The 17,189-nt window shown below is 64.3% G+C and carries 15 protein-coding genes; 13 read left to right on the forward strand and 2 right to left on the reverse strand.

Going from position 1 to position 17,189, the window contains the following annotated elements:
- The first annotated feature begins 53 nt into the window (after positions 1-53).
- The 13 genes from hydA (at position 54) to ABIB66_RS03460 (ending at position 15,630) form a co-directional block, all read left to right on the forward strand.
- Positions 54-1,523, forward strand: coding sequence for a dihydropyrimidinase (gene hydA / locus ABIB66_RS03400; RefSeq protein ID WP_354254128.1), 1,470 nt, complete (start codon positions 54-56; stop codon positions 1,521-1,523).
- Between the two features lie 16 nt (positions 1,524-1,539).
- Complete coding sequence (locus tag ABIB66_RS03405; protein ID WP_354206520.1) at positions 1,540-2,514, forward strand: NAD-dependent epimerase/dehydratase family protein; 975 nt, start codon at positions 1,540-1,542, stop codon at positions 2,512-2,514.
- A gap of 1 nt (position 2,515) precedes the next feature.
- A complete protein-coding gene (locus ABIB66_RS03410) occupies positions 2,516-3,265 on the forward strand; it encodes an SDR family oxidoreductase (RefSeq protein ID WP_354206518.1) in 750 nt (249 codons plus the stop codon).
- A complete protein-coding gene (locus ABIB66_RS03415) occupies positions 3,262-4,698 on the forward strand; it encodes an NAD(P)-binding domain-containing protein (RefSeq protein WP_354254130.1) in 1,437 nt (478 codons plus the stop codon). Before ABIB66_RS03410 ends, ABIB66_RS03415 begins: the two co-directional genes overlap by 4 nt.
- Before the next feature lie 119 nt (positions 4,699-4,817).
- On the forward strand, positions 4,818-6,437 hold the full coding sequence (locus ABIB66_RS03420; RefSeq protein ID WP_354254132.1) for an ABC transporter substrate-binding protein: 1,620 nt from the start codon (positions 4,818-4,820) through the stop codon (positions 6,435-6,437).
- A 26-nt stretch (positions 6,438-6,463) separates the two neighbouring features.
- Positions 6,464-7,498: an ABC transporter permease gene (locus ABIB66_RS03425; RefSeq protein WP_473317811.1), complete on the forward strand. Its 1,035-nt coding sequence runs from the start codon at positions 6,464-6,466 to the stop codon at positions 7,496-7,498.
- Positions 7,495-8,343, forward strand: a complete 849-nt coding sequence (locus tag ABIB66_RS03430) for an ABC transporter permease (protein WP_007608569.1) — start codon at positions 7,495-7,497, stop codon at positions 8,341-8,343. Before ABIB66_RS03425 ends, ABIB66_RS03430 begins: the two co-directional genes overlap by 4 nt.
- On the forward strand, positions 8,340-10,010 hold the full coding sequence (nikE, locus tag ABIB66_RS03435; protein WP_354206510.1) for a nickel ABC transporter ATP-binding protein NikE: 1,671 nt from the start codon (positions 8,340-8,342) through the stop codon (positions 10,008-10,010). The genes ABIB66_RS03430 and nikE overlap by 4 nt, the downstream gene beginning before the upstream one ends.
- 141 nt (positions 10,011-10,151) lie before the next feature.
- Positions 10,152-11,753 (forward strand): ABC transporter substrate-binding protein, encoded by a 1,602-nt coding sequence (locus ABIB66_RS03440; protein ID WP_354055887.1) that lies wholly within the window; start codon positions 10,152-10,154, stop codon positions 11,751-11,753.
- 17 nt (positions 11,754-11,770) lie between these two features.
- Positions 11,771-12,712 (forward strand): ABC transporter permease, encoded by a 942-nt coding sequence (locus ABIB66_RS03445; RefSeq protein ID WP_106942294.1) that lies wholly within the window; start codon positions 11,771-11,773, stop codon positions 12,710-12,712.
- Positions 12,709-13,632, forward strand: coding sequence for an ABC transporter permease (locus ABIB66_RS03450; RefSeq protein WP_354055885.1), 924 nt, complete (start codon positions 12,709-12,711; stop codon positions 13,630-13,632). The genes ABIB66_RS03445 and ABIB66_RS03450 overlap by 4 nt, the downstream gene beginning before the upstream one ends.
- Before the next feature lie 19 nt (positions 13,633-13,651).
- The gene (locus ABIB66_RS03455; protein WP_354100821.1) at positions 13,652-14,641 is read left to right on the forward strand and encodes an ABC transporter ATP-binding protein; all 990 of its coding nucleotides are present in this window, start codon (positions 13,652-13,654) and stop codon (positions 14,639-14,641) included.
- Complete coding sequence (locus ABIB66_RS03460) at positions 14,638-15,630, forward strand: ABC transporter ATP-binding protein (RefSeq protein WP_275167577.1); 993 nt, start codon at positions 14,638-14,640, stop codon at positions 15,628-15,630. Before ABIB66_RS03455 ends, ABIB66_RS03460 begins: the two co-directional genes overlap by 4 nt.
- 178 nt (positions 15,631-15,808) lie before the next feature.
- On the opposite strand, the gene ABIB66_RS03465 is transcribed toward ABIB66_RS03460, so the two are convergent.
- Positions 15,809-16,096 (reverse strand): YciI family protein, encoded by a 288-nt coding sequence (locus ABIB66_RS03465; RefSeq protein ID WP_275167576.1) that lies wholly within the window; start codon positions 16,094-16,096, stop codon positions 15,809-15,811.
- An 80-nt stretch (positions 16,097-16,176) separates the two neighbouring features.
- Positions 16,177-17,151 (reverse strand): sugar ABC transporter substrate-binding protein, encoded by a 975-nt coding sequence (locus ABIB66_RS03470; RefSeq protein ID WP_354206506.1) that lies wholly within the window; start codon positions 17,149-17,151, stop codon positions 16,177-16,179.
- Positions 17,152-17,189 lie beyond the last annotated feature (38 nt).

Here is a 17,189-nt window from a genome sequence, read left to right on the forward strand (position 1 = left end):
GGTCTTCCTGCAAAATTTCGATCACTTGGCTTGAGCCTATCATGGAGTGCCTCATGACTGAACCCGCTTACGACCTGATCATTCGCGGTGGGCGCGTCGCGACGACAACGGACGTCTTTGAAGCGGATGTCGCCATCTCCGGCGAGACCATCGCCGCTATGGGGCGCGGGCTTCCGCCTGCGAAGCGCGAGATCGACGCGCGCGGCAAGCTCGTTCTGCCCGGCGGCGTCGACAGCCACGCCCATATCGAGCAATTGTCCGCTGCCGGCATCATGAACGCCGACACCTTTGAGAGCGCGACCGTCTCGGCCGCTTTCGGCGGTACGACCACGGTGATCCCCTTTGCCGCCCAGCATGTCGGCATGAAGCTGCCGCAGGTGGTGGAGGATTATCACGCCCTCGCCAAGAAGGGCGCCGTGATCGATTACGCCTTTCACATGATCATCGCCGATGCGACCAAGGAAACGGTCGAGGAGCATATTCCGGCGCTGGTGAAGCAGGGCCATGCCTCGATCAAGATTTTCATGACCTATGACCGGCTCAAGGTGGACGACGAGCCGTTGCTGGACATCCTTCTTGCCGCGCGCCAGTCCGGCGCGATGTTGTGCGCCCATGCCGAAAACCACGGTATCATCGCCTGGATGGTGAAGCGCCTGCTCGCGCGCGGCTACACCATGCCGAAATACCACGCCGTCAGCCACGCCCGGGTGTCGGAGGCGGAAGCCTTTACCCGGCTGATCGGCATGGCGGCGTTGATTGACCAGCCCATCATGATCTTCCATGTCTCGACTGCCGAAGGCGCCAAGGTCATCCGCGACGCGCGTGGGCAGGGCTTGAAGGTGTTTGCCGAAACCTGTCCGCAGTATCTGTTCCTGACCGCTGCCGATCTCGACAAGCCGGGGGCGGAAGGCGCCAAGTGGATGTGCAGCCCACCGCCCCGCACGCACTCGGATCAGGAGGCGTTGTGGCAGGCGCTGTCGCTCGGCGATCTTCAGACCATCTCGTCGGATCACGCGCCGTATCGTTACGACGAGACCGGCAAGCTGCGTGCCGGTCCAAATCCCAATTTCAAGCAGGTCGCCAATGGCCTTCCGGGGCTGGAGTTGCGGCTGCCGCTACTGTTCGACGCAATGGTGTCGAAGGGACGGTTGGGCCTGGAAAAGTTCGTCGAACTGACTTCGACCGCGCCGGCCAAGATCTACAATCTGCATCCGCGCAAGGGCTCGATCGCAATCGGCGCCGATGCCGATATCGCGATCTGGGATCCCAATCGCGAGACCGTGATCGCCGACGAGATGATGCACGACCTCGCCGGCTATACGCCGTTTGCGGGACGCAAACTGAAGGGCTGGCCGGTGTCGGTGCTGTCGCGTGGTCGGGTGATCATCGACGGCAACAAGTGCCTCGCGAGCGCTGGCAGCGGCCAGTTCCTGGCACGCAGCGGCGGCGAGGCGGCCAAGCCCACCGGCCGGCTCGTCGCCGACCTGGACCCCGAACGCAATTTCGGAGCGAAGCTACTGTGACCGCGGATCGCGCGCGATGAAGATTGTCATCTTCGGCGGCACGGGGTTTGTCGGCCTCAACATTGCGGAGGCGCTGCTCGCGCGCGGGCATGACGTGACGCTGTATGACCGTGCAGAGTTGCCCGGTTCGGCACGGCGATCTCTTGCCGACTACGGCGCCCGGCTCAAAGCCGTGCAGGGCGATATCACCGACGCAGATGCCATCGATGCCCTCATCGCCGAAGGCGTTGATGCGATCGTGCTCGGCGCGGCGATTACCGCCGGTGATGAACTGGAGAGAGTGTCGACCGCGCGCGTTATCGAGATCAACGTGATGGCGCAGATCCCGATCCTGCTCTCCGCCATCCGTCACGGCGTGCGCCGGGTCGTCAATCTCTCGTCGGCATCGGCTTACGGCGCCGCGGGCGCGCGGGTCGAGATTCTCGACGAGGAAACGCCCTGCGATCCAGTCTCGTTCTATGCCATCAGCAAGTTCACGTCGGAGCGATCTGTCGCGCGCCATGCCGAACTCTTCGGCGGCGATTTCCTGAGCGTACGGCTGAGCGCCCTGTTCGGACCGTGGGAGCGACCGAGTTCGGTGCGCGACACGCCAAGCCTCCAGTTCCAGATCTTGGCTGCGTTCGCCCGCGGGGAGGCGGCGATCATGCCCGAAGCGGGCATGAGGGACTGGATCTACGCGCCGGATGCGGCCGAGGCAGTGGCACTGCTGATTGAAGCCGATCGGCCCCACCATCGGCTCTACAACATCTCCAGCAGTGGGCTATGGCCTGCGCTGCAATGGGGCGAGGCCTTTGCGGCGTTGCATCCCGGCCTGCAATGCCGGCTCGCGGCGCCTGGGGAGAAAACCGTCATCAAGCTGCATGGACCGTATCGCGCGCCGCTGTCGGTGACGCGGATGGCGGATGAATTCGGCTGGCGGGCGCGGTTCGGCTGCGCCGAGTCGGCGGCCGCGATGAGCGCCTGGCTGACGCAGCACAAGGAGTGGATCTGACATGCGGCTGCAGGGGCGCACGGCCATCGTTACGGGAGCCGGCTCCGGCATCGGCCGTGCCAGCGCGAAGCTGTTCGCGGAGGAGGGCGCGCATCTCGCTCTGGTCGATCGCGATGCCGCAGGGCTTGAGGAGACGCTGATCCTGGTTGGCGAGGCCATGACGCATGTTGGCGACGTCGGCGATGCCGATTTCGCCGAGACCGTTGCAAACGATGTGGTGGCACGGCACGGCCGGCTCGATATCCTCATGACCGCCGCCGGCTTTTCCTGCGGCGGCACGGTGCTGACCACCAGTCCCGCCGATTGGGATGCTGTGTTCCGCACCAATGTCGGTGGCACCTGGCTGTGGGCGCGAGCGGCGGTACCGCAGATGCAGCGGCAGAACAGCGGCTCGATCATTACGCTGGCATCGCAGCTTGCGATTGCCGGCGGCAAGGGCAACAGCGCCTATATCGCCGCCAAGGGCGCGATCGTCAGCCTGACCCGAACGATGGCGGTGGACTTTGCGACCGACGGCATTCGCGTCAACGCGATTGCGCCCGGTGCGATCGACACGCCGATGCTTCGCCGCAGCTTTGCCCGTCATGCCAATGCGGACGAGGTGTGCGAAGGCTCCCGCAATCGCCACGCCATGAAGCGGTTCGGCCAGGCCGAGGAGATCGCGCAGACCGCACTTCACCTCGCAAGCGATGCGTCCTCGTTCACGACCGGCACCGTGATGGTGGTCGACGGAGGCTGGCTCGCGGCATGAGTGATGCGCTGACAGAGCTCGAAACGAAGGTTCGCGCCGATCTCGCGCGGATCGCGCATCCCGGTGCCGCCTGGCTCGAACCGAAGACAGGACCGGACGGCAAGCCTGCGCTGGATGTGCTCGTGGTCGGCGCCGGCCAATCCGGCATCGCCATCGGCTTCGGCCTGATGCGCTCCCGCGTCAGCAACATCCTGGTGCTGGACAAGGCAGAGGAGGGGATGGAAGGCCCGTGGCTCACCTATGCCCGCATGCCGACGCTGCGCAGCCCGAAAGACTATACAGGACCTGACCTCGACATCCCGAGCCTGACCTACCAGTCATGGCACGAGGCCCGCTTCGGCAGGGACGCCTGGCAGACACTGAACCTAATCCTGAGGGAGCATTGGGCTGAGTATCTGCTCTGGTTGCGGCGCACGATCGGCTTGCCCGTGCGCAACGGGAGCGAGCTTCTGGAAATCCGGCCGGCGGCGGATGGTTTGCTGGCCGCACGCGTGAAGCATGGCGATGGCGTCGAGACGCTCCATGCGCGCAAGATCGTGCTGTCGACGGGGCAGGAGGGGATGGGGAACTGGATGATCCCCGAACCGCTGAGCCTTCTGCCGGTGAGCTCGGTCGCAACCGTCGCCGACGACATTGATTTCGAAACTCTTCGCGGCAAGCGCGTCGCCGTGATCGGCGCCGGCGCATCTGCCTTCGATAATGCGGCAACTGCGCTGGAAGCGGGCGCGGCGGAAGTGCATCTGCTGTGTCGGAGGGCACAGATCCAGCTGATCCAGCCCTATCGCTGGCTGACCTTCCGCGGCTTTCTGCGCCATCTCAGCGATCTCGACGATGCCTGGCGCTGGCGCTTCATGCGCACCATCCTCGAGATGCGCGAAGGCTTTCCGCAGCCAACTTACGATCGCTGCGCAAATCACGCCAATTTCACATTGCACGAGGGCGCGCCGATCGAGGCCGCGCGCGAGACCGGCAAGGGAATCGAATTGCAGACGCCGCGCGGCGTCATCGCAACGGATTTCGTCATCTGCGGCACCGGCATTGACATGAACTTTGCCGAGCGCGCCGAGCTCGCCACATTCGCAGGCAATATCGCAACCTGGGCCGACCGCTACCAGCCCCCGGAAAGCGAGCGCAACGCGCGGCTTGGCCGCTTTCCCTATCTCGCCGACGACTACGCCTTCACCGAACGTATCGCGGGCGAGACGCCGTGGATCTCAGACATCCATCTCTTCGCCATCGCCTCCACCATGAGTTTTGGTCCGTCGGGATCGTCGATCAACGCGATGACGACCGCGGTGCCGAAGCTGGTGAACGGACTGACGCGCGGTCTGTTTCGTGCCGATGTCGAACGACACTGGGCCTCGCTCCGCGCCTATGACGTGCCGCAGGCCGTGGTCACGCGGCCAGCGCGAAACATGGAGGAATCGCGATGATCGTCCATGCGCCGCCGCGACAAAGCGTCCACAAGAGCGCATCATAAGACTGGCGCGCAACTTGCTTGTTTCTTAACCTGCCTTGCTGGCGTTCTTGTCGAGATTTTTGGGGAAAACAAATGCGTTTTGTGTCTTTCAGGTCGGTATCCTCCGTGCTCGCCACCACCGCGTTGTTGCTCATCGCCGCAGCGCCTTCGCAAGCGCAAACCAGGGCCGAGACGCTGCGCTATGTCACCGGCGCATCCGTCAACACGCTCGATCCCAACATTCCGGGCTCGACGCGCGAATCCTTCGCGCTGAGCATGAGCACTTACGACCGCCTTGTGGCGTTCGGCCGCAAGCAGCTCAACGGCAAATGGGTGTTCGATCTCGACAAGATCACCGGCGAACTCGCCGAATCCTACGACGTCAGCCCGGACGGACTGAAGCTGACATTCCGTCTGCGCAAGGACGCCAAGTTCCAGGACGGCTCGCCCGTGACCGCCGAGGACGTGAAATGGTCGCTCGATCGCTGCGTCACCGCTCCGATCCTCGGCAAGGCGCAATTGCTGACGGGATCGCTGACGTCGGCCGACCAGTTCAAGGTGATCGATCCCCTCACGATCGAGGTGACGCTGCCGAAACCCGATAAGCTCGCGCTGCCGAATCTCGCTACGGTCTACCCGCTGATCATCAACTCCAAGGTTGCCAAGGAGCATGCGACCCCGGAAGATCCCTGGGCCACCGCCTGGCTGAAGGAGCACACTGCCGGCAGCGGTGCTTACGTGATCGAGAGCTTCAAGCCCGGCGAGCAGGTGATCATCAAGCGCAACGAGGCCTGGAACCGCGGCTCGCCCGACAAGCCGGCGTTTTTCAAGCGCGTGATCGTGCAGTCCGTGCCGGAGCCCGCGACCCGCGCCAATTTGGTCGAGCGCGGCGACGCCGATCTCGTCGTCGATCTCCAGGCCAGCGACGTGCAGTCGCTGGAGGCCAAGGGCAAGCTCAAGGTGGTCTCGACGCCGCAATACAATTCGATCACCTTCGTCTCGATGAACAACCAGATCCCGCCTTTCGACAACGTCAATGTCCGCCGAGCCATCGCCTTCGCGCTGCCCTATGAGGACATGTTCAAGGCGGCCCTGTTCGGCCGCGGGGCCCCGCTGTTCGGTGCGAATTGGCCGGATGGCAAGCCGCTGAACGGCATCTATCCGTTCCAGGCGCCGGTGAAGACCGATCTCGACAAGGCGAGGGAATATCTGAAGGCCGCCGGCCTCCCGGAGGGTTTTTCGACTACCTTCAGCTTCAACGTCGGCCAGGCCTCGACCGCGGAGCCGATGGCGGCTCTTGTGAAGGAATCGCTCGCCAAGATCGGAATCAAGGTCGACATCCAGAAGCTGCCGGATGCGCAGATGTCGACGCAGATCAACGAAAAGAAGCTGCCCTTGTTCACGGAAGGCATCGTCGCCTGGCTGCCCTCGACCGATTACTTCTACCGCAACTTCTACACCGGCAATCAGCGCTGGAATTACAGCTCGATCAACAATCCCGAGCTGGCCGCGATCGCGCAGGAGGCCCGCTTCGAGCCCGACAAGGCCAAATACGAGGAGGATGGCCGCAAGCTCAACGCGATCCACTTCAGCGAGATGCCGCAGATCCCGCTGTGGCAGCCGAACCAGGACGCCGTGATGGCATCGTCGATCGAGGGCTATACCTACGAGTTCCATCGTCAGGTCGACTATCGCGACGTCAGCCGCAAGTGATGTCCGCAAGCCAGAGGCTCTGAAAGGTGATGACCGGACTTGGTGCGACGGTGGCGCGGGCGGGGAGGCGGCTTCTGTCGTCGCTGCCGGCGTTGTTCGGCGTGCTGGTCTTCACCTTTCTGCTGATGCGGGTCCTCCCCGGAGATCCCGCGGTGTTCTTCGCCTCGGGGCCCAATGCCGGCAAGGAGGAGATCGAGCAGATCCGCAAACAGATGGGGCTCGACAAGTCGGTGCCGGAGCAGCTCGTGTTCTATCTGTCCGACATCGGCCGCGGCAATCTGGGCCGCTCCATGATGACGGGGCAGCCGGTGCTCAAAGATTTGCGCGAGCGTTTGCCGGCCTCGCTCGAACTCACTTTCACGGCGCTCCTGATCGCGCTGATCGCGGCGGTGCCGCTCGGCGTGATCGCCGCCTTGAAGCCGGGATCGCTGGTCGATCACGGCGTGCGACTGTTCTGCGCGCTCGGCGTCTGCGTGCCGACCTTCGTCTCGGGCCTGCTGCTGATCTATGTGTTCTACTATCTGCTCGGTCTTGCGCCTGATCCGACCGGGCGGATCGACGTCTTCACCTCGCTGCCGCCGCAGCGCACCGGGTTTCTGTCGGTCGATTTCCTGCTCGCGGGCGACATCGAGGGCTGGTGGGCGGCCTGCAAGCAGTTGATCCTGCCGGCCGTGAGCATGGCCCTGTTCGTGATCGCGCCGTTGGCGCGGATCACACGAGCCTCGATGCTGGTCTCGCTCGGCAGCGATTTCGTGCGCACCGCGCGCTCGGTCGGGTTGTCCTGGCAGAAGGTCGTCGTCACCTATGCGCTGCGCAATGCGATCCTTCCCGTCATCACCATTGCCGGCATCGTGTTCTCGACCATGCTTGGCGCGAACGTCCTGGTGGAGAAGGTGTTCTCCTGGCCGGGCGTCGCCTCCTACGCGCTCGATGCGCTGCTGTCGTCCGACTATGCGCCGGTCCAGGGTTTCGTGTTGCTGATGGCTGGCATCTTCGTGCTGGTCAATCTCGTGGTCGACATCTGCTACGGCATCGCCGATCCCAGGGTGTCGATCGGATGACGAGCGCAACCCTCCGCCATTCGGTCTGGATTTTGCGCGGCAACCCGCTGACCGGTGTCGCCGCGGCGGGTGTCCTGCTGTTTGTCCTGGTCGCGATCTTCGGACCGTGGCTGGTGCCCTATGATCCCGTCGTCTCCAATGTTTCGGAGGCCTTGCAGCCGCCGAGCGCGGCGCATCTGGCCGGCACCGATCAACTCGGGCGCGACGTGTTCAGCCGCCTCGTCGTTGCGGCCCGGCTCGACCTTGCCATCGCGGTCTCGGCGGTCGGAATCTCTTTCGTGATCGGCGCCGTCGTCGGCTCTTTCTGCGGCTATGCCGGCGGCAGGCTCGACCGTTCGGTCGGCCGCTTCGTCGACGTCATGATGGCCTTTCCGCTGTTCGTGCTGGCGATGGCGATGGTTGCGGCGCTCGGCAACCGGATCGAGAACATCGTGATCGCGACCGCGATCATCAATCTTCCCTTCTACATCCGCTTCGCGCGCGCCGAGGTCAACGTCCGGCGCAATGTCGGCTGGGTGGAGGCGGCGCGATCCTGCGGCGAGAGCCATTTCTCAGTGGTGCTGCGCTTCCTGCTGCCGAACATCCTGCCGGCGATGGCGGTGCAGATCTCGCTCAACCTCGGCTGGGCCATTCTCAATGCGGCCGGCCTGTCGTTCATCGGCCTCGGCGTCAAGCCGCCGACGCCGGAATGGGGCATCATGGTCGCGGAGGGCGCCCGCTTCATCTCGACGGGGCGGTGGTGGCTGGTGGCCTTTCCGGGCCTCGCGTTGATGATGGCCGTGCTGTGCTTCAACCTTCTCGGCGACGGGATGCGGGACATTCTCGATCCGCGCATGCGCACATGAGCGAGATGCTCCTCGAGATTGACGATCTCCACGTCTCGTTCTCGACACGGCGTGGACTGGTCGAGGCCGTGCGCGGCGTCACGCTCGCGGTCGAGGCCGGCGAGATGCTCGGCCTCGTCGGCGAGAGCGGATCGGGCAAGTCGGTCACCGGGTTTGCCACAACGCGACTCCTGGATTCAGCCGGGCGCGTCACTCGCGGAAAAATCCTGTTTCGCGGCCAGGACGTCACAAAGCTCAGGGGCGACGATCTCCGTCAGCTCCAGGGCGCCGCCATGTCCATGATCTTCCAGAACCCGCGGGCCGCGCTCAACCCGATCCGCGCGATCGGTCTGCAGATTGCGGACGCGATCCTCACTCACAAGCGGATATCGAAGGATGCCGCCCGCGCCGAGGCGCTGGAGCTATTGCGTGCCGTCCAGATCCGCGAGCCGGAAACGCGGATGAACGCCTATCCGCACGAACTCTCCGGCGGCATGTGCCAGCGCGTCATGATCGCGATTGCGGTTTCCTGCAATCCCGCGCTGTTGATCGCCGATGAGCCGACGACCGGCCTCGACGTCACCACGCAGAAAGTGGTGATGGATCTCCTGGCGGAGATTGCCGCCGCGCGCGGCATGGCGACGATCCTGATCACGCACGATCTCGGGTTAGCGGCGCGATATTGTCGCCGTATCGCGGTGATGGAGCGCGGTCGCATCGTCGAAGAGGCAAGCCCGAGGACGCTGTTCGGCGCGCCGCAGCACGCCTATACTAGGCGTCTGGTGGCGGCGTCGCCGACTGCGACCTCCCAAATCGAGGACCTCGTGACGGAAGAGGAGCGGGAGCGCCATGCAGCTGTCGTCAGCAGGCCTAGGCAGGAGCTCGCCCACGGGACTCCACCGCTGCTGGAAGTGCGCAAGCTCGCAAAACGCTTCGACGAGGGTGCTGCGGCGGTGGCGGATTTCTCGATGACGATGGTTGGCGGCGAGAGCGTCGGCCTCGTCGGCGAATCCGGCTCCGGCAAGAGCACGACGTCGCGGATGATCTGCCGCCTGATCGATCCGAGCGAGGGCGAGATCGTGTTCGACGGGCAGTCGATCGGCCACGTGGCGTCGCGTGACTTCCATCGCTCGCGCTTCCGCAAAGACATCCAGATGGTGTTCCAGGATCCGAACGAGAGCCTCAACCCGCGCTTCACGGCCTTCGATTGCATCGCCCATCCCCTGATGCGGCTCGACGGCATGCGTGGGGGCGATGCGCTGCGCAAGCGGGTGGAAGACTGCGCCGATCGTGTGGGGCTGCCGCTGGATCTGTTGCCGCGCTTTCCGCATCAGCTCTCCGGCGGCCAGAAGGCGCGCGTCGGCATCGCCCGCGCCATCGCCTGCCGGCCGCGGCTCCTGGTGCTGGACGAGCCGACCGCCGCGCTCGACGTCTCCGTGCAGGCCGTGGTGCTGCAACTGCTCGACCGCCTGCGGCGCGAGAACGACATCGCGCTGCTGTTCGTCAGCCACGACCTCAACGTGGTGCGCATGCTTTGCGACCGCACCATCGTGCTGCGCAATGGCGGCATCGTGGAGCAGGGCGAGAGCCGGGCGCTGTTCGACAATCCCAAGACCGATTACACGCGCAAGCTGGTCGAGGCGATCCCGCATATCGAGACCGGCCCGGTACTGGCGGCCGCGCTTTGAGGTCTCGACCGGTCCAAATGGTGCGGATCTCCCGCTGGCGAAGGCCCGGTTAGTGGCATACCATTTGCACGCCAATGAGCTCTGGTTTCACCTGTTCTTGGCCAACGATGGCCGGCATCACGGCACTATTGGGAGGATTTCATGGATCGCAGGACCGTATTGAAGGGACTGGCCGGCGCGGGCGGTCTGGCATTGAGCGGCCTTTCGGCCCCGGCGATCGCACAAGGTGCCTCCGCGCGCACCCTGCGCTTCGTGCCGCAAGCAAATCTCGCCAATTTCGACCCGATCTGGGGCACGCAATATGTCGTGCGCAATGCCGCGGCGCTGGTCTGGGATACGCTCTACGGCGTCGATTCCGCGCTCCAGCCCCAGCGGCAGATGGTCGAATCCGAGGAAGTGACCGACGATGGCACCACCTGGACGTTCAAATTGCGGCCGGGACTCAAATTCCATGATGGCGAGCCGGTGCGGAGCAAGGACGTCGTTGCGAGTCTCACCCGCTGGGCAGCGCGCGATCCGATGGGGCTGATGCTCAAGGCGCTGCAGCAGGAGCTCACCGCTGTCGACGATCGCACTTTCAAATGGGTGCTGAAGCAGCCGTTCCCGAAAATGCTCTATGCGCTTGGCAAGAACAACTCGCCTTGCGCCTTCATCATGCCGGAGCGCATTGCGCAGACCGACCCGTTCAAGCAGATCGGCGATTATGTCGGCTCGGGGCCGATGAAGTTCGCCAAGGGCGAATGGGTCCCCGGCGCGAAAGCCGTGTTCGAGAAGTTCGCCGACTATTTGCCGCGGCAGGAAAAGTCGTCGTGGCTCGCTGGCGGCAAGCAGATGCTGATCGACCGCGTCGAATGGATCGTGATGCCGGATCCGGCGACCGCTGCGGCCGCGTTGCAGAACGGCGAGATCGACTGGTGGGAGAACCCGATCGCGGACCTCGTCCCGGTCCTGAAGAAGAACAAGAACATCAGCGTCGACATCGGCGACCCCCTCGGCAATGTCGGCTCGTTCCGCATGAACTTCCTGTATCCGCCCTTCAACGACGTGCGGGCGCGGCGCGCAGTGCTGATGGCGATGAGCCAGGAAGACTATATGCGTGCGCTCGTCGGCGACGATAATTCGCTGTGGAAGCCGCTCCCCGGCTTCTTCACGCCGGATACGCCGCTCTACACCGAGGCGGGCGGCGAGGTCCTCAAGGGCAAGCGCGATCTCGACGCTGCCAAGAAGCTGCTCGCCGAGAGCGGTTATTCCGGCCAGCCGGTGACGTGTCTGGTGGCGCAGGATCAGCCGATCACCAAGGCGTTCGGCGATGTGACCGCCGATCTCTTGAAGAAGCTCGGTATGAATGTCGACTTCGTCGCGACCGATTGGGGTACGGTCGGCTCCCGCCGCGCGCAGAAGACGCCGCCTGGACAGGGGGGCTGGAACATGTTCCACACCTGGCATGCGGGTTCGGACTGCATCAATCCGGCGCCCTATACCGCCATTCGCGCCAACGGCGACAAGGCCTGGTTCGGCTGGCCGAACAGCCCCGGCACCGAGAAGGAGGTCACGTCCTGGTTCGAGGCCAAGAACCTCGACGAGGAGAAGGCCGCGGTCGCTCGCCTCAACAAGGTCGCGCTCGAGGACGTCGTCTACGCGCCGACCGGCTTCTTCCTCAGCTACACGGCCTGGCGCAAGAACGTCTCCGGCATCACGAAAGGGCCGCTGCCGTTCTTCTGGGGCGTGTCGAAATCCGCATGACCTTGCGCTGAAGCCAGATGCTCTCCTACATCCTCCGGCGTATCGCCTCGACCTTGCCAGTGATGGCGATCGTCGCGCTGTTCGTGTTCAGCCTGCTCTACATCGCGCCGGGGGATCCCGCCGTGGTGATCGCGGGCGATCAGGCAAGTCCGGAGGATGTGGAGCGCATCCGTCAGAGCCTCGGCCTCGATCGACCCTTCCTGATCCAGTTCGGCAGCTGGGTCTGGCGCATTCTGCACGGCGATCTCGGCACCTCGATCTTCACCAATCTGCCGGTCTCGACCATGATCGGGCAGCGTCTCGGGCCGACGCTGTCGCTGATGATGGTCACGCTCCTGCTCACGATCGTGGTCGCGGTGCCGCTCGGCGTGCTGGCGGCGTGGAAGGCGGGAAGCCTGATCGACCGGGCCATCATGGCCTTTGCCGTGTTCGGCTTCTCGCTCCCGGTCTTCGTTGTCGGCTATGTCCTCGCCTACGTCTTCGCGCTGGAGCTCGAATGGCTTCCCGTGCAGGGCTATACGCCACTCGCCCAAGGCTTCTGGCCCTGGCTGCAAAACCTGATCCTGCCGGCGATCGCGCTCGGCTGTGTCTACATCGCGCTGATCGCGCGTATCACGCGCGCCACCATGCTCGAAGTGCTGCAGCAGGATTATATCCGCACCGCGCGCGCCAAGGGCCTCGGGCAGGGTGGCATCCTGTTCGTCCACGCGCTGAAGAACGCGGCGGTGCCGATCGTCACGGTGATCGGGATCGGCATCGCGCTCCTGATCGGTGGCGCGGTCGTCACGGAAAGCGTGTTTGCGATTCCCGGCCTCGGCCGGCTCACGATCGACGCGATCCTGCGCCGCGATTATCCCGTCATCCAGGGCATCGTGCTGCTGTTCAGCTTCGTCTACGTCCTCGTCAATCTGATGATCGACGTCACCTATACGCTCGTTGACCCGAGGATCCGCTATTGACCGACACGACCGTCAATCCGCAAGCGCTGCCGGCGGGCTTCGTCCTCGCGCCGCAACTGCCTGAGATCCTCCGGCCGGTCACGATCCGGCGCGGCTTCATCGGGCTGCTGCGCGGCCATCCCACCGTTGCCATCGGCGGCACGTTGCTGCTGATCCTCGTCCTGATCGCGATCTTTGCGCCTTATCTTGGAACGGTGGATCCGACCGCACTTGCGCCGGCCAAGCGCACCCGCGCACCGTCGGCGCTTTACTGGTTTGGCACCGACGTCCTCGGCCGCGACATCTATTCACGCGTGCTGTTCGGCGCGCGCGTCTCGCTCACCGTCGGGCTCTCGGTTGCGATATTCGCCTCCGCGGTCGGTCTTGCCATCGGCATCGTCTCCGGTTTCATCCGCTGGGCCGACGGCATCTTGATGCGCTTCATGGACGGCCTGATGTCGATCCCGCCGATTCTGCTGGCGATCGCGCTGATGGCGTTGACACGCGGCAGCGTCGGCAACGTCATTCTCGCGATCACCGTCGCCGAGATTCCGCGTGTTTCCCGTCTTGTCCGTAGTGTCGTGCTGTCGCTGCGCGAGCAGCCTTACGTGGATGCGGCGGTGGCCTGCGGCACGCGCACGCCGATGATCATCCTGCGCCACATCCTGCCCAACACAGTGGCGCCGATGCTGGTCCAGGCGACCTACATTTGCGCCAGCGCGATGATCACGGAGGCGATCCTGTCCTTCATCGGCGCGGGAACGCCGCCGACCATTCCGTCCTGGGGCAACATCATGGCCGAGGGGCGGGCGCTGTGGCAGGTCAAGCCCTACATCGTGTTCTTTCCGGCGGCCTTCCTGTCCGTCACCGTGCTCGCCGTCAACCTGCTCGGCGACGGCCTTCGCGATGCGCTCGATCCGCGCATGGCCAAGAGCCTCTGATGGCGAGGGGCTGATCGCGATGGCACTGCTCGAAGTCGAGAATTTGCAAACACACTTCCGCACGCCCAGCGGCATCAACCGCGCGGTGGACGGTGTGTCGTTCCATGTCAACGAGGGCGAGACGCTCGCCATCGTTGGCGAGTCCGGCTGCGGCAAGTCGGTGACCTCAATGTCGCTGATGCGGCTGATCCCGGAACCACCGGGCAGAATAGCCGGCAGCATCCGCTTCGCGGGCAAGGACCTGCTGCAAATGTCGGATCGCGAAATGCGCGCCATTCGCGGCAACGACATCTCGATGATTTTTCAGGAGCCGATGACCAGCCTCAACCCGGTCCTGACCGTCGGGCGTCAAATCCGCGAAACGCTGATGATCCACCAGGGCCTGGATAAGGAAGCCGCAGAGGCGCACGCCATCGAGATGTTGGTGCTGGTCGGCATTCCCGAGCCGAAGCGCCGCGTGCGCGAATATCCGCATCAGCTTTCCGGCGGCATGCGCCAGCGCGTCATGATTGCCATTGCACTCGCCTGCAATCCAAAGCTTCTGATTGCCGACGAGCCGACCACCGCGCTCGACGTGACGATCCAGGCGCAGATTCTGAAATTGATGCTGGATCTCAAGCACCGGGTTGGCGCAGCCATCATCCTGATCACCCACGATCTCGGCGTGGTCGCCGAGATCGCCGAACGCGTCATGGTCATGTATGCCGGCCGCAAGGTCGAGGAGGGGCCGGTGGCGGACCTGTTCCGTTCGCCGCGTCATCCCTATACCCAAGGCCTGCTCGGCGCAGTGCCGCGGCTCGGCTCGTCGCTGACCGGCACCGCGAGACGGCTTGCAGAGATCCCGGGACAGGTGCCTGATCTGCGCAAGCCCATCGTCGGTTGCGTGTTCGCCGGACGTTGCGCGCTCGCGACCGATCTTTGCCGGCAGTACGCGCCGGGGCTCGAAGAGAAGGGGCCACGTCACGTCGCGGCCTGCCACTATGCGGCCAAGGGAGCGGTCGCGGCATGAGTCCCCCGCTGCTCCAGGTCAACGACCTCAAGAAACACTTTCCGGTCAAAAAGGGCATGTTCAGCCGCAAGTCCGAATGGGTCTATGCGGTGGACGGCGTGTCGTTCGAAATCGCGCGCGGCGAGACGCTGTCGCTGGTCGGCGAGTCCGGCTGCGGTAAATCGACGGTCGGCCGTGCGATCCTGCGACTGTTCGACATCACGTCAGGGCAGGTCATCCTCGACGGCCAGCGCATCGACGACGCCCATCCGAGCACGATGCGCCAGATGCGCCGCCGCGTGCAGGTGGTGTTCCAGGACCCGTTCTCGAGCCTCAATCCGCGCATGCGCGTGCGCGACATCCTGGCCGAGCCGATCCGCAATTTCGGCCTCGCCAAATCCGCGATCGACCTCGAAACCCGCGTGACGGCGCTGATGGACACCGTGCGCCTGCCGCGCGAGGCGCTGAACCGCAGGCCACACGAATTCTCCGGCGGCCAGCGTCAGCGCATCGGCATCGCGCGGGCGCTCGCCGCCGAGCCCGAGCTGATCGTCTGCGACGAGGCGGTCTCGGCGCTCGACGTCTCGGTCAAGGCACAGATCGTCAATCTGCTGCAGGATCTCCAGCGCGAGTTCGGCCTGGCGCTGCTGTTCATCAGCCACGACCTCGCGATCGTCGAGCACATGACCCACCGCGTCGCGGTGATGTATCTCGGCAAGATCGTCGAGGTGGCGCCACGCTACGAGATCTTCGCAGCGCCAAAGCATCCCTACACCAAGGCGCTGCTTTCGGCGGTCCCGCTGCCGGAGCCGGGTGCCCAGCGCAATCCGATCATCCTCAAGGGCGACGTGCCGAGCCCGATCAACCCGCCGAGCGGATGCCGCTTCCACACCCGTTGCCCGCTCGTGTTCGATCGCTGCCGGACCGAGGAGCCGACATTGCGCGCGGCTGGACCCGAGCAGTGGGTGGCCTGTCATCTCGAAGAAGCGGCGGCGGTGGCGAGCGGCTAGCCGTTGGGCGGGCGGCAAAGCTCCGGATTGAGGTGCAGGGGCGACTATCGGGCGAGGATGCCACTCTGCTCCTGTTTTGCCCGACGAGTCAAAAGCGTTTGCGACGAAAATTCATGTGTAAAAACAACCTCATTCTACTGTGCATGGGGTTGTTTTCGCGTTTTTTGTTTAGCCGCCCTCAACCTTGGCGGCGCAGGAAGCCGGTGATCGTGACCTTGTCCCAGATGTCGGCCGCGGCAAACGGATCGGCTCGGTTGAAGGCTTCCACTTCAGCGCGGCTTTGGGCTTCGATCAGGAACAGGCTGCCGATCATCCTTTCGCCGTCGTCAGAGACCAGCGGCCCCGACATCACGATCTTGACGCCGAAGCGCGAGGTGTCGCTCAGGAAAGCCTTGTGGGCGTCGTAATTGGCGAGCCGGGTCGGTAGCGCGCCGGCGCGGTCGAGGGCGTGAATGGCGAACAGCATGATGGTCTCCGTTTATGTCTCGTTTTCTTGGGACGGCCGCGGCTGCGGCCGTCCGGGCTTGTCGTGATGGGTGCGCTTGGTTACTTGCCGCCAAGCTTGCTGGCTTCCTCGAAAGTCGGGCAGCTGCGTTGCTCCAGCGGCACGTCGAACGGCTGGTAATTGTCCTTGGTGATGACGGTTGGCCTCAGCACGATCTCTGCGATGACGGGCTGGTTACGCAAGGAGCGGATCGCCATCATGGTGCCAAGGCAGCCTTGGAAAAATCCGTTGTAGTCACCGCTCGCGAGCAGCTTGCCGGACTTGATCGCGTCGATCGCTTCCTTGGTGCCATTGATGCCGATTACCTGCGCCTTGCGGTTGGCGCCGTCGAGCGCCTCGATCGCGCCGACGGCCATGGCGTCGTTAGCGGCGAGCACCCCGTCGATCTGAGCGTTCGACTGCATCAGATTCTCCATCACCTGGAGCGCCTGGAGCCGCTGGTAGTTGCCGGGCTGCGAGGCCAGCAGTTTCGCACCGGCATTTTCCTTCAGCGCGTCGTTGAAGCCGCGGACGCGATCGACATTGGTCAGCGAGCCCTTGACGCCCTCGATGATGACGATGTTGCCCTTGCCGCCCAGCGTCTTGAGCAGGAAGCGCGCGGTCTCGAGCCCGAGGCTGTAATCGTCGGCGCCGACGAAGGACAGGAACTTGCCGCCGGCGGAGCGATCAGTGATGTTGACGACGGGGATCTTGGCGTCGTTGATCTTCTCGACACCCGGTACCATCGCCTTGTAGTCGACCGGCGTGAAGACGATGGCGCTCGGCTTCTTCACCACGACGTCCTCGATCTGGCTGAGCTGCTCGGGAATGCTGTCGGGCTTGGTCGGGATATACTGCAGCGTCTTCGCGTTCAGCGTCTTCGCCATGTTGTCGGCGCCGACCCGCACCGTCTGGAAGAACGGGTTGGTCTGGTTCTTGGTGAAGACGGCGATGGTCTCGCCGTCCGCTCGCGCTTGCGTGGTGAGCGCGGCCGCCATCAGCAGCGGTAGCGCCAAATAACCCAGTTTCTGTTTCATGTTGCCTCCATCCCTCGTTTTGCTTGTTGGTCGTTCAA

Origin of the sequence: Bradyrhizobium sp. F1.13.3 (assembly GCF_040548265.1) — a bacterium.
Taxonomy (GTDB): domain Bacteria; phylum Pseudomonadota; class Alphaproteobacteria; order Rhizobiales; family Xanthobacteraceae; genus Bradyrhizobium.

Bases quoted from the DNA above. Each gene is read 5' to 3' on its own strand.
- ABIB66_RS03415 (WP_354254130.1), top strand. From the start codon at position 3,262: ATGAGTGATGCGCTGACAGAGCTCGAAACGAAGGTTCGCGCCGATCTC.
- ABIB66_RS03405 (WP_354206520.1), top strand. From the start codon at position 1,540: ATGAAGATTGTCATCTTCGGCGGCACGGGGTTTGTCGGCCTCAACATT.
- ABIB66_RS03465 (WP_275167576.1), bottom strand. From the start codon at position 16,096: ATGCTGTTCGCCATTCACGCCCTCGACCGCGCCGGCGCGCTACCGACC.
- ABIB66_RS03440 (WP_354055887.1), top strand. From the start codon at position 10,152: ATGGATCGCAGGACCGTATTGAAGGGACTGGCCGGCGCGGGCGGTCTG.
- hydA (WP_354254128.1), top strand. From the start codon at position 54: ATGACTGAACCCGCTTACGACCTGATCATTCGCGGTGGGCGCGTCGCG.
- ABIB66_RS03420 (WP_354254132.1), top strand. From the start codon at position 4,818: ATGCGTTTTGTGTCTTTCAGGTCGGTATCCTCCGTGCTCGCCACCACC.
- ABIB66_RS03460 (WP_275167577.1), top strand. From the start codon at position 14,638: ATGAGTCCCCCGCTGCTCCAGGTCAACGACCTCAAGAAACACTTTCCG.
- nikE (WP_354206510.1), top strand. From the start codon at position 8,340: ATGAGCGAGATGCTCCTCGAGATTGACGATCTCCACGTCTCGTTCTCG.
- ABIB66_RS03455 (WP_354100821.1), top strand. From the start codon at position 13,652: ATGGCACTGCTCGAAGTCGAGAATTTGCAAACACACTTCCGCACGCCC.
- ABIB66_RS03445 (WP_106942294.1), top strand. From the start codon at position 11,771: ATGCTCTCCTACATCCTCCGGCGTATCGCCTCGACCTTGCCAGTGATG.
- ABIB66_RS03430 (WP_007608569.1), top strand. From the start codon at position 7,495: ATGACGAGCGCAACCCTCCGCCATTCGGTCTGGATTTTGCGCGGCAAC.
- ABIB66_RS03470 (WP_354206506.1), bottom strand. From the start codon at position 17,151: ATGAAACAGAAACTGGGTTATTTGGCGCTACCGCTGCTGATGGCGGCC.
- ABIB66_RS03410 (WP_354206518.1), top strand. From the start codon at position 2,516: ATGCGGCTGCAGGGGCGCACGGCCATCGTTACGGGAGCCGGCTCCGGC.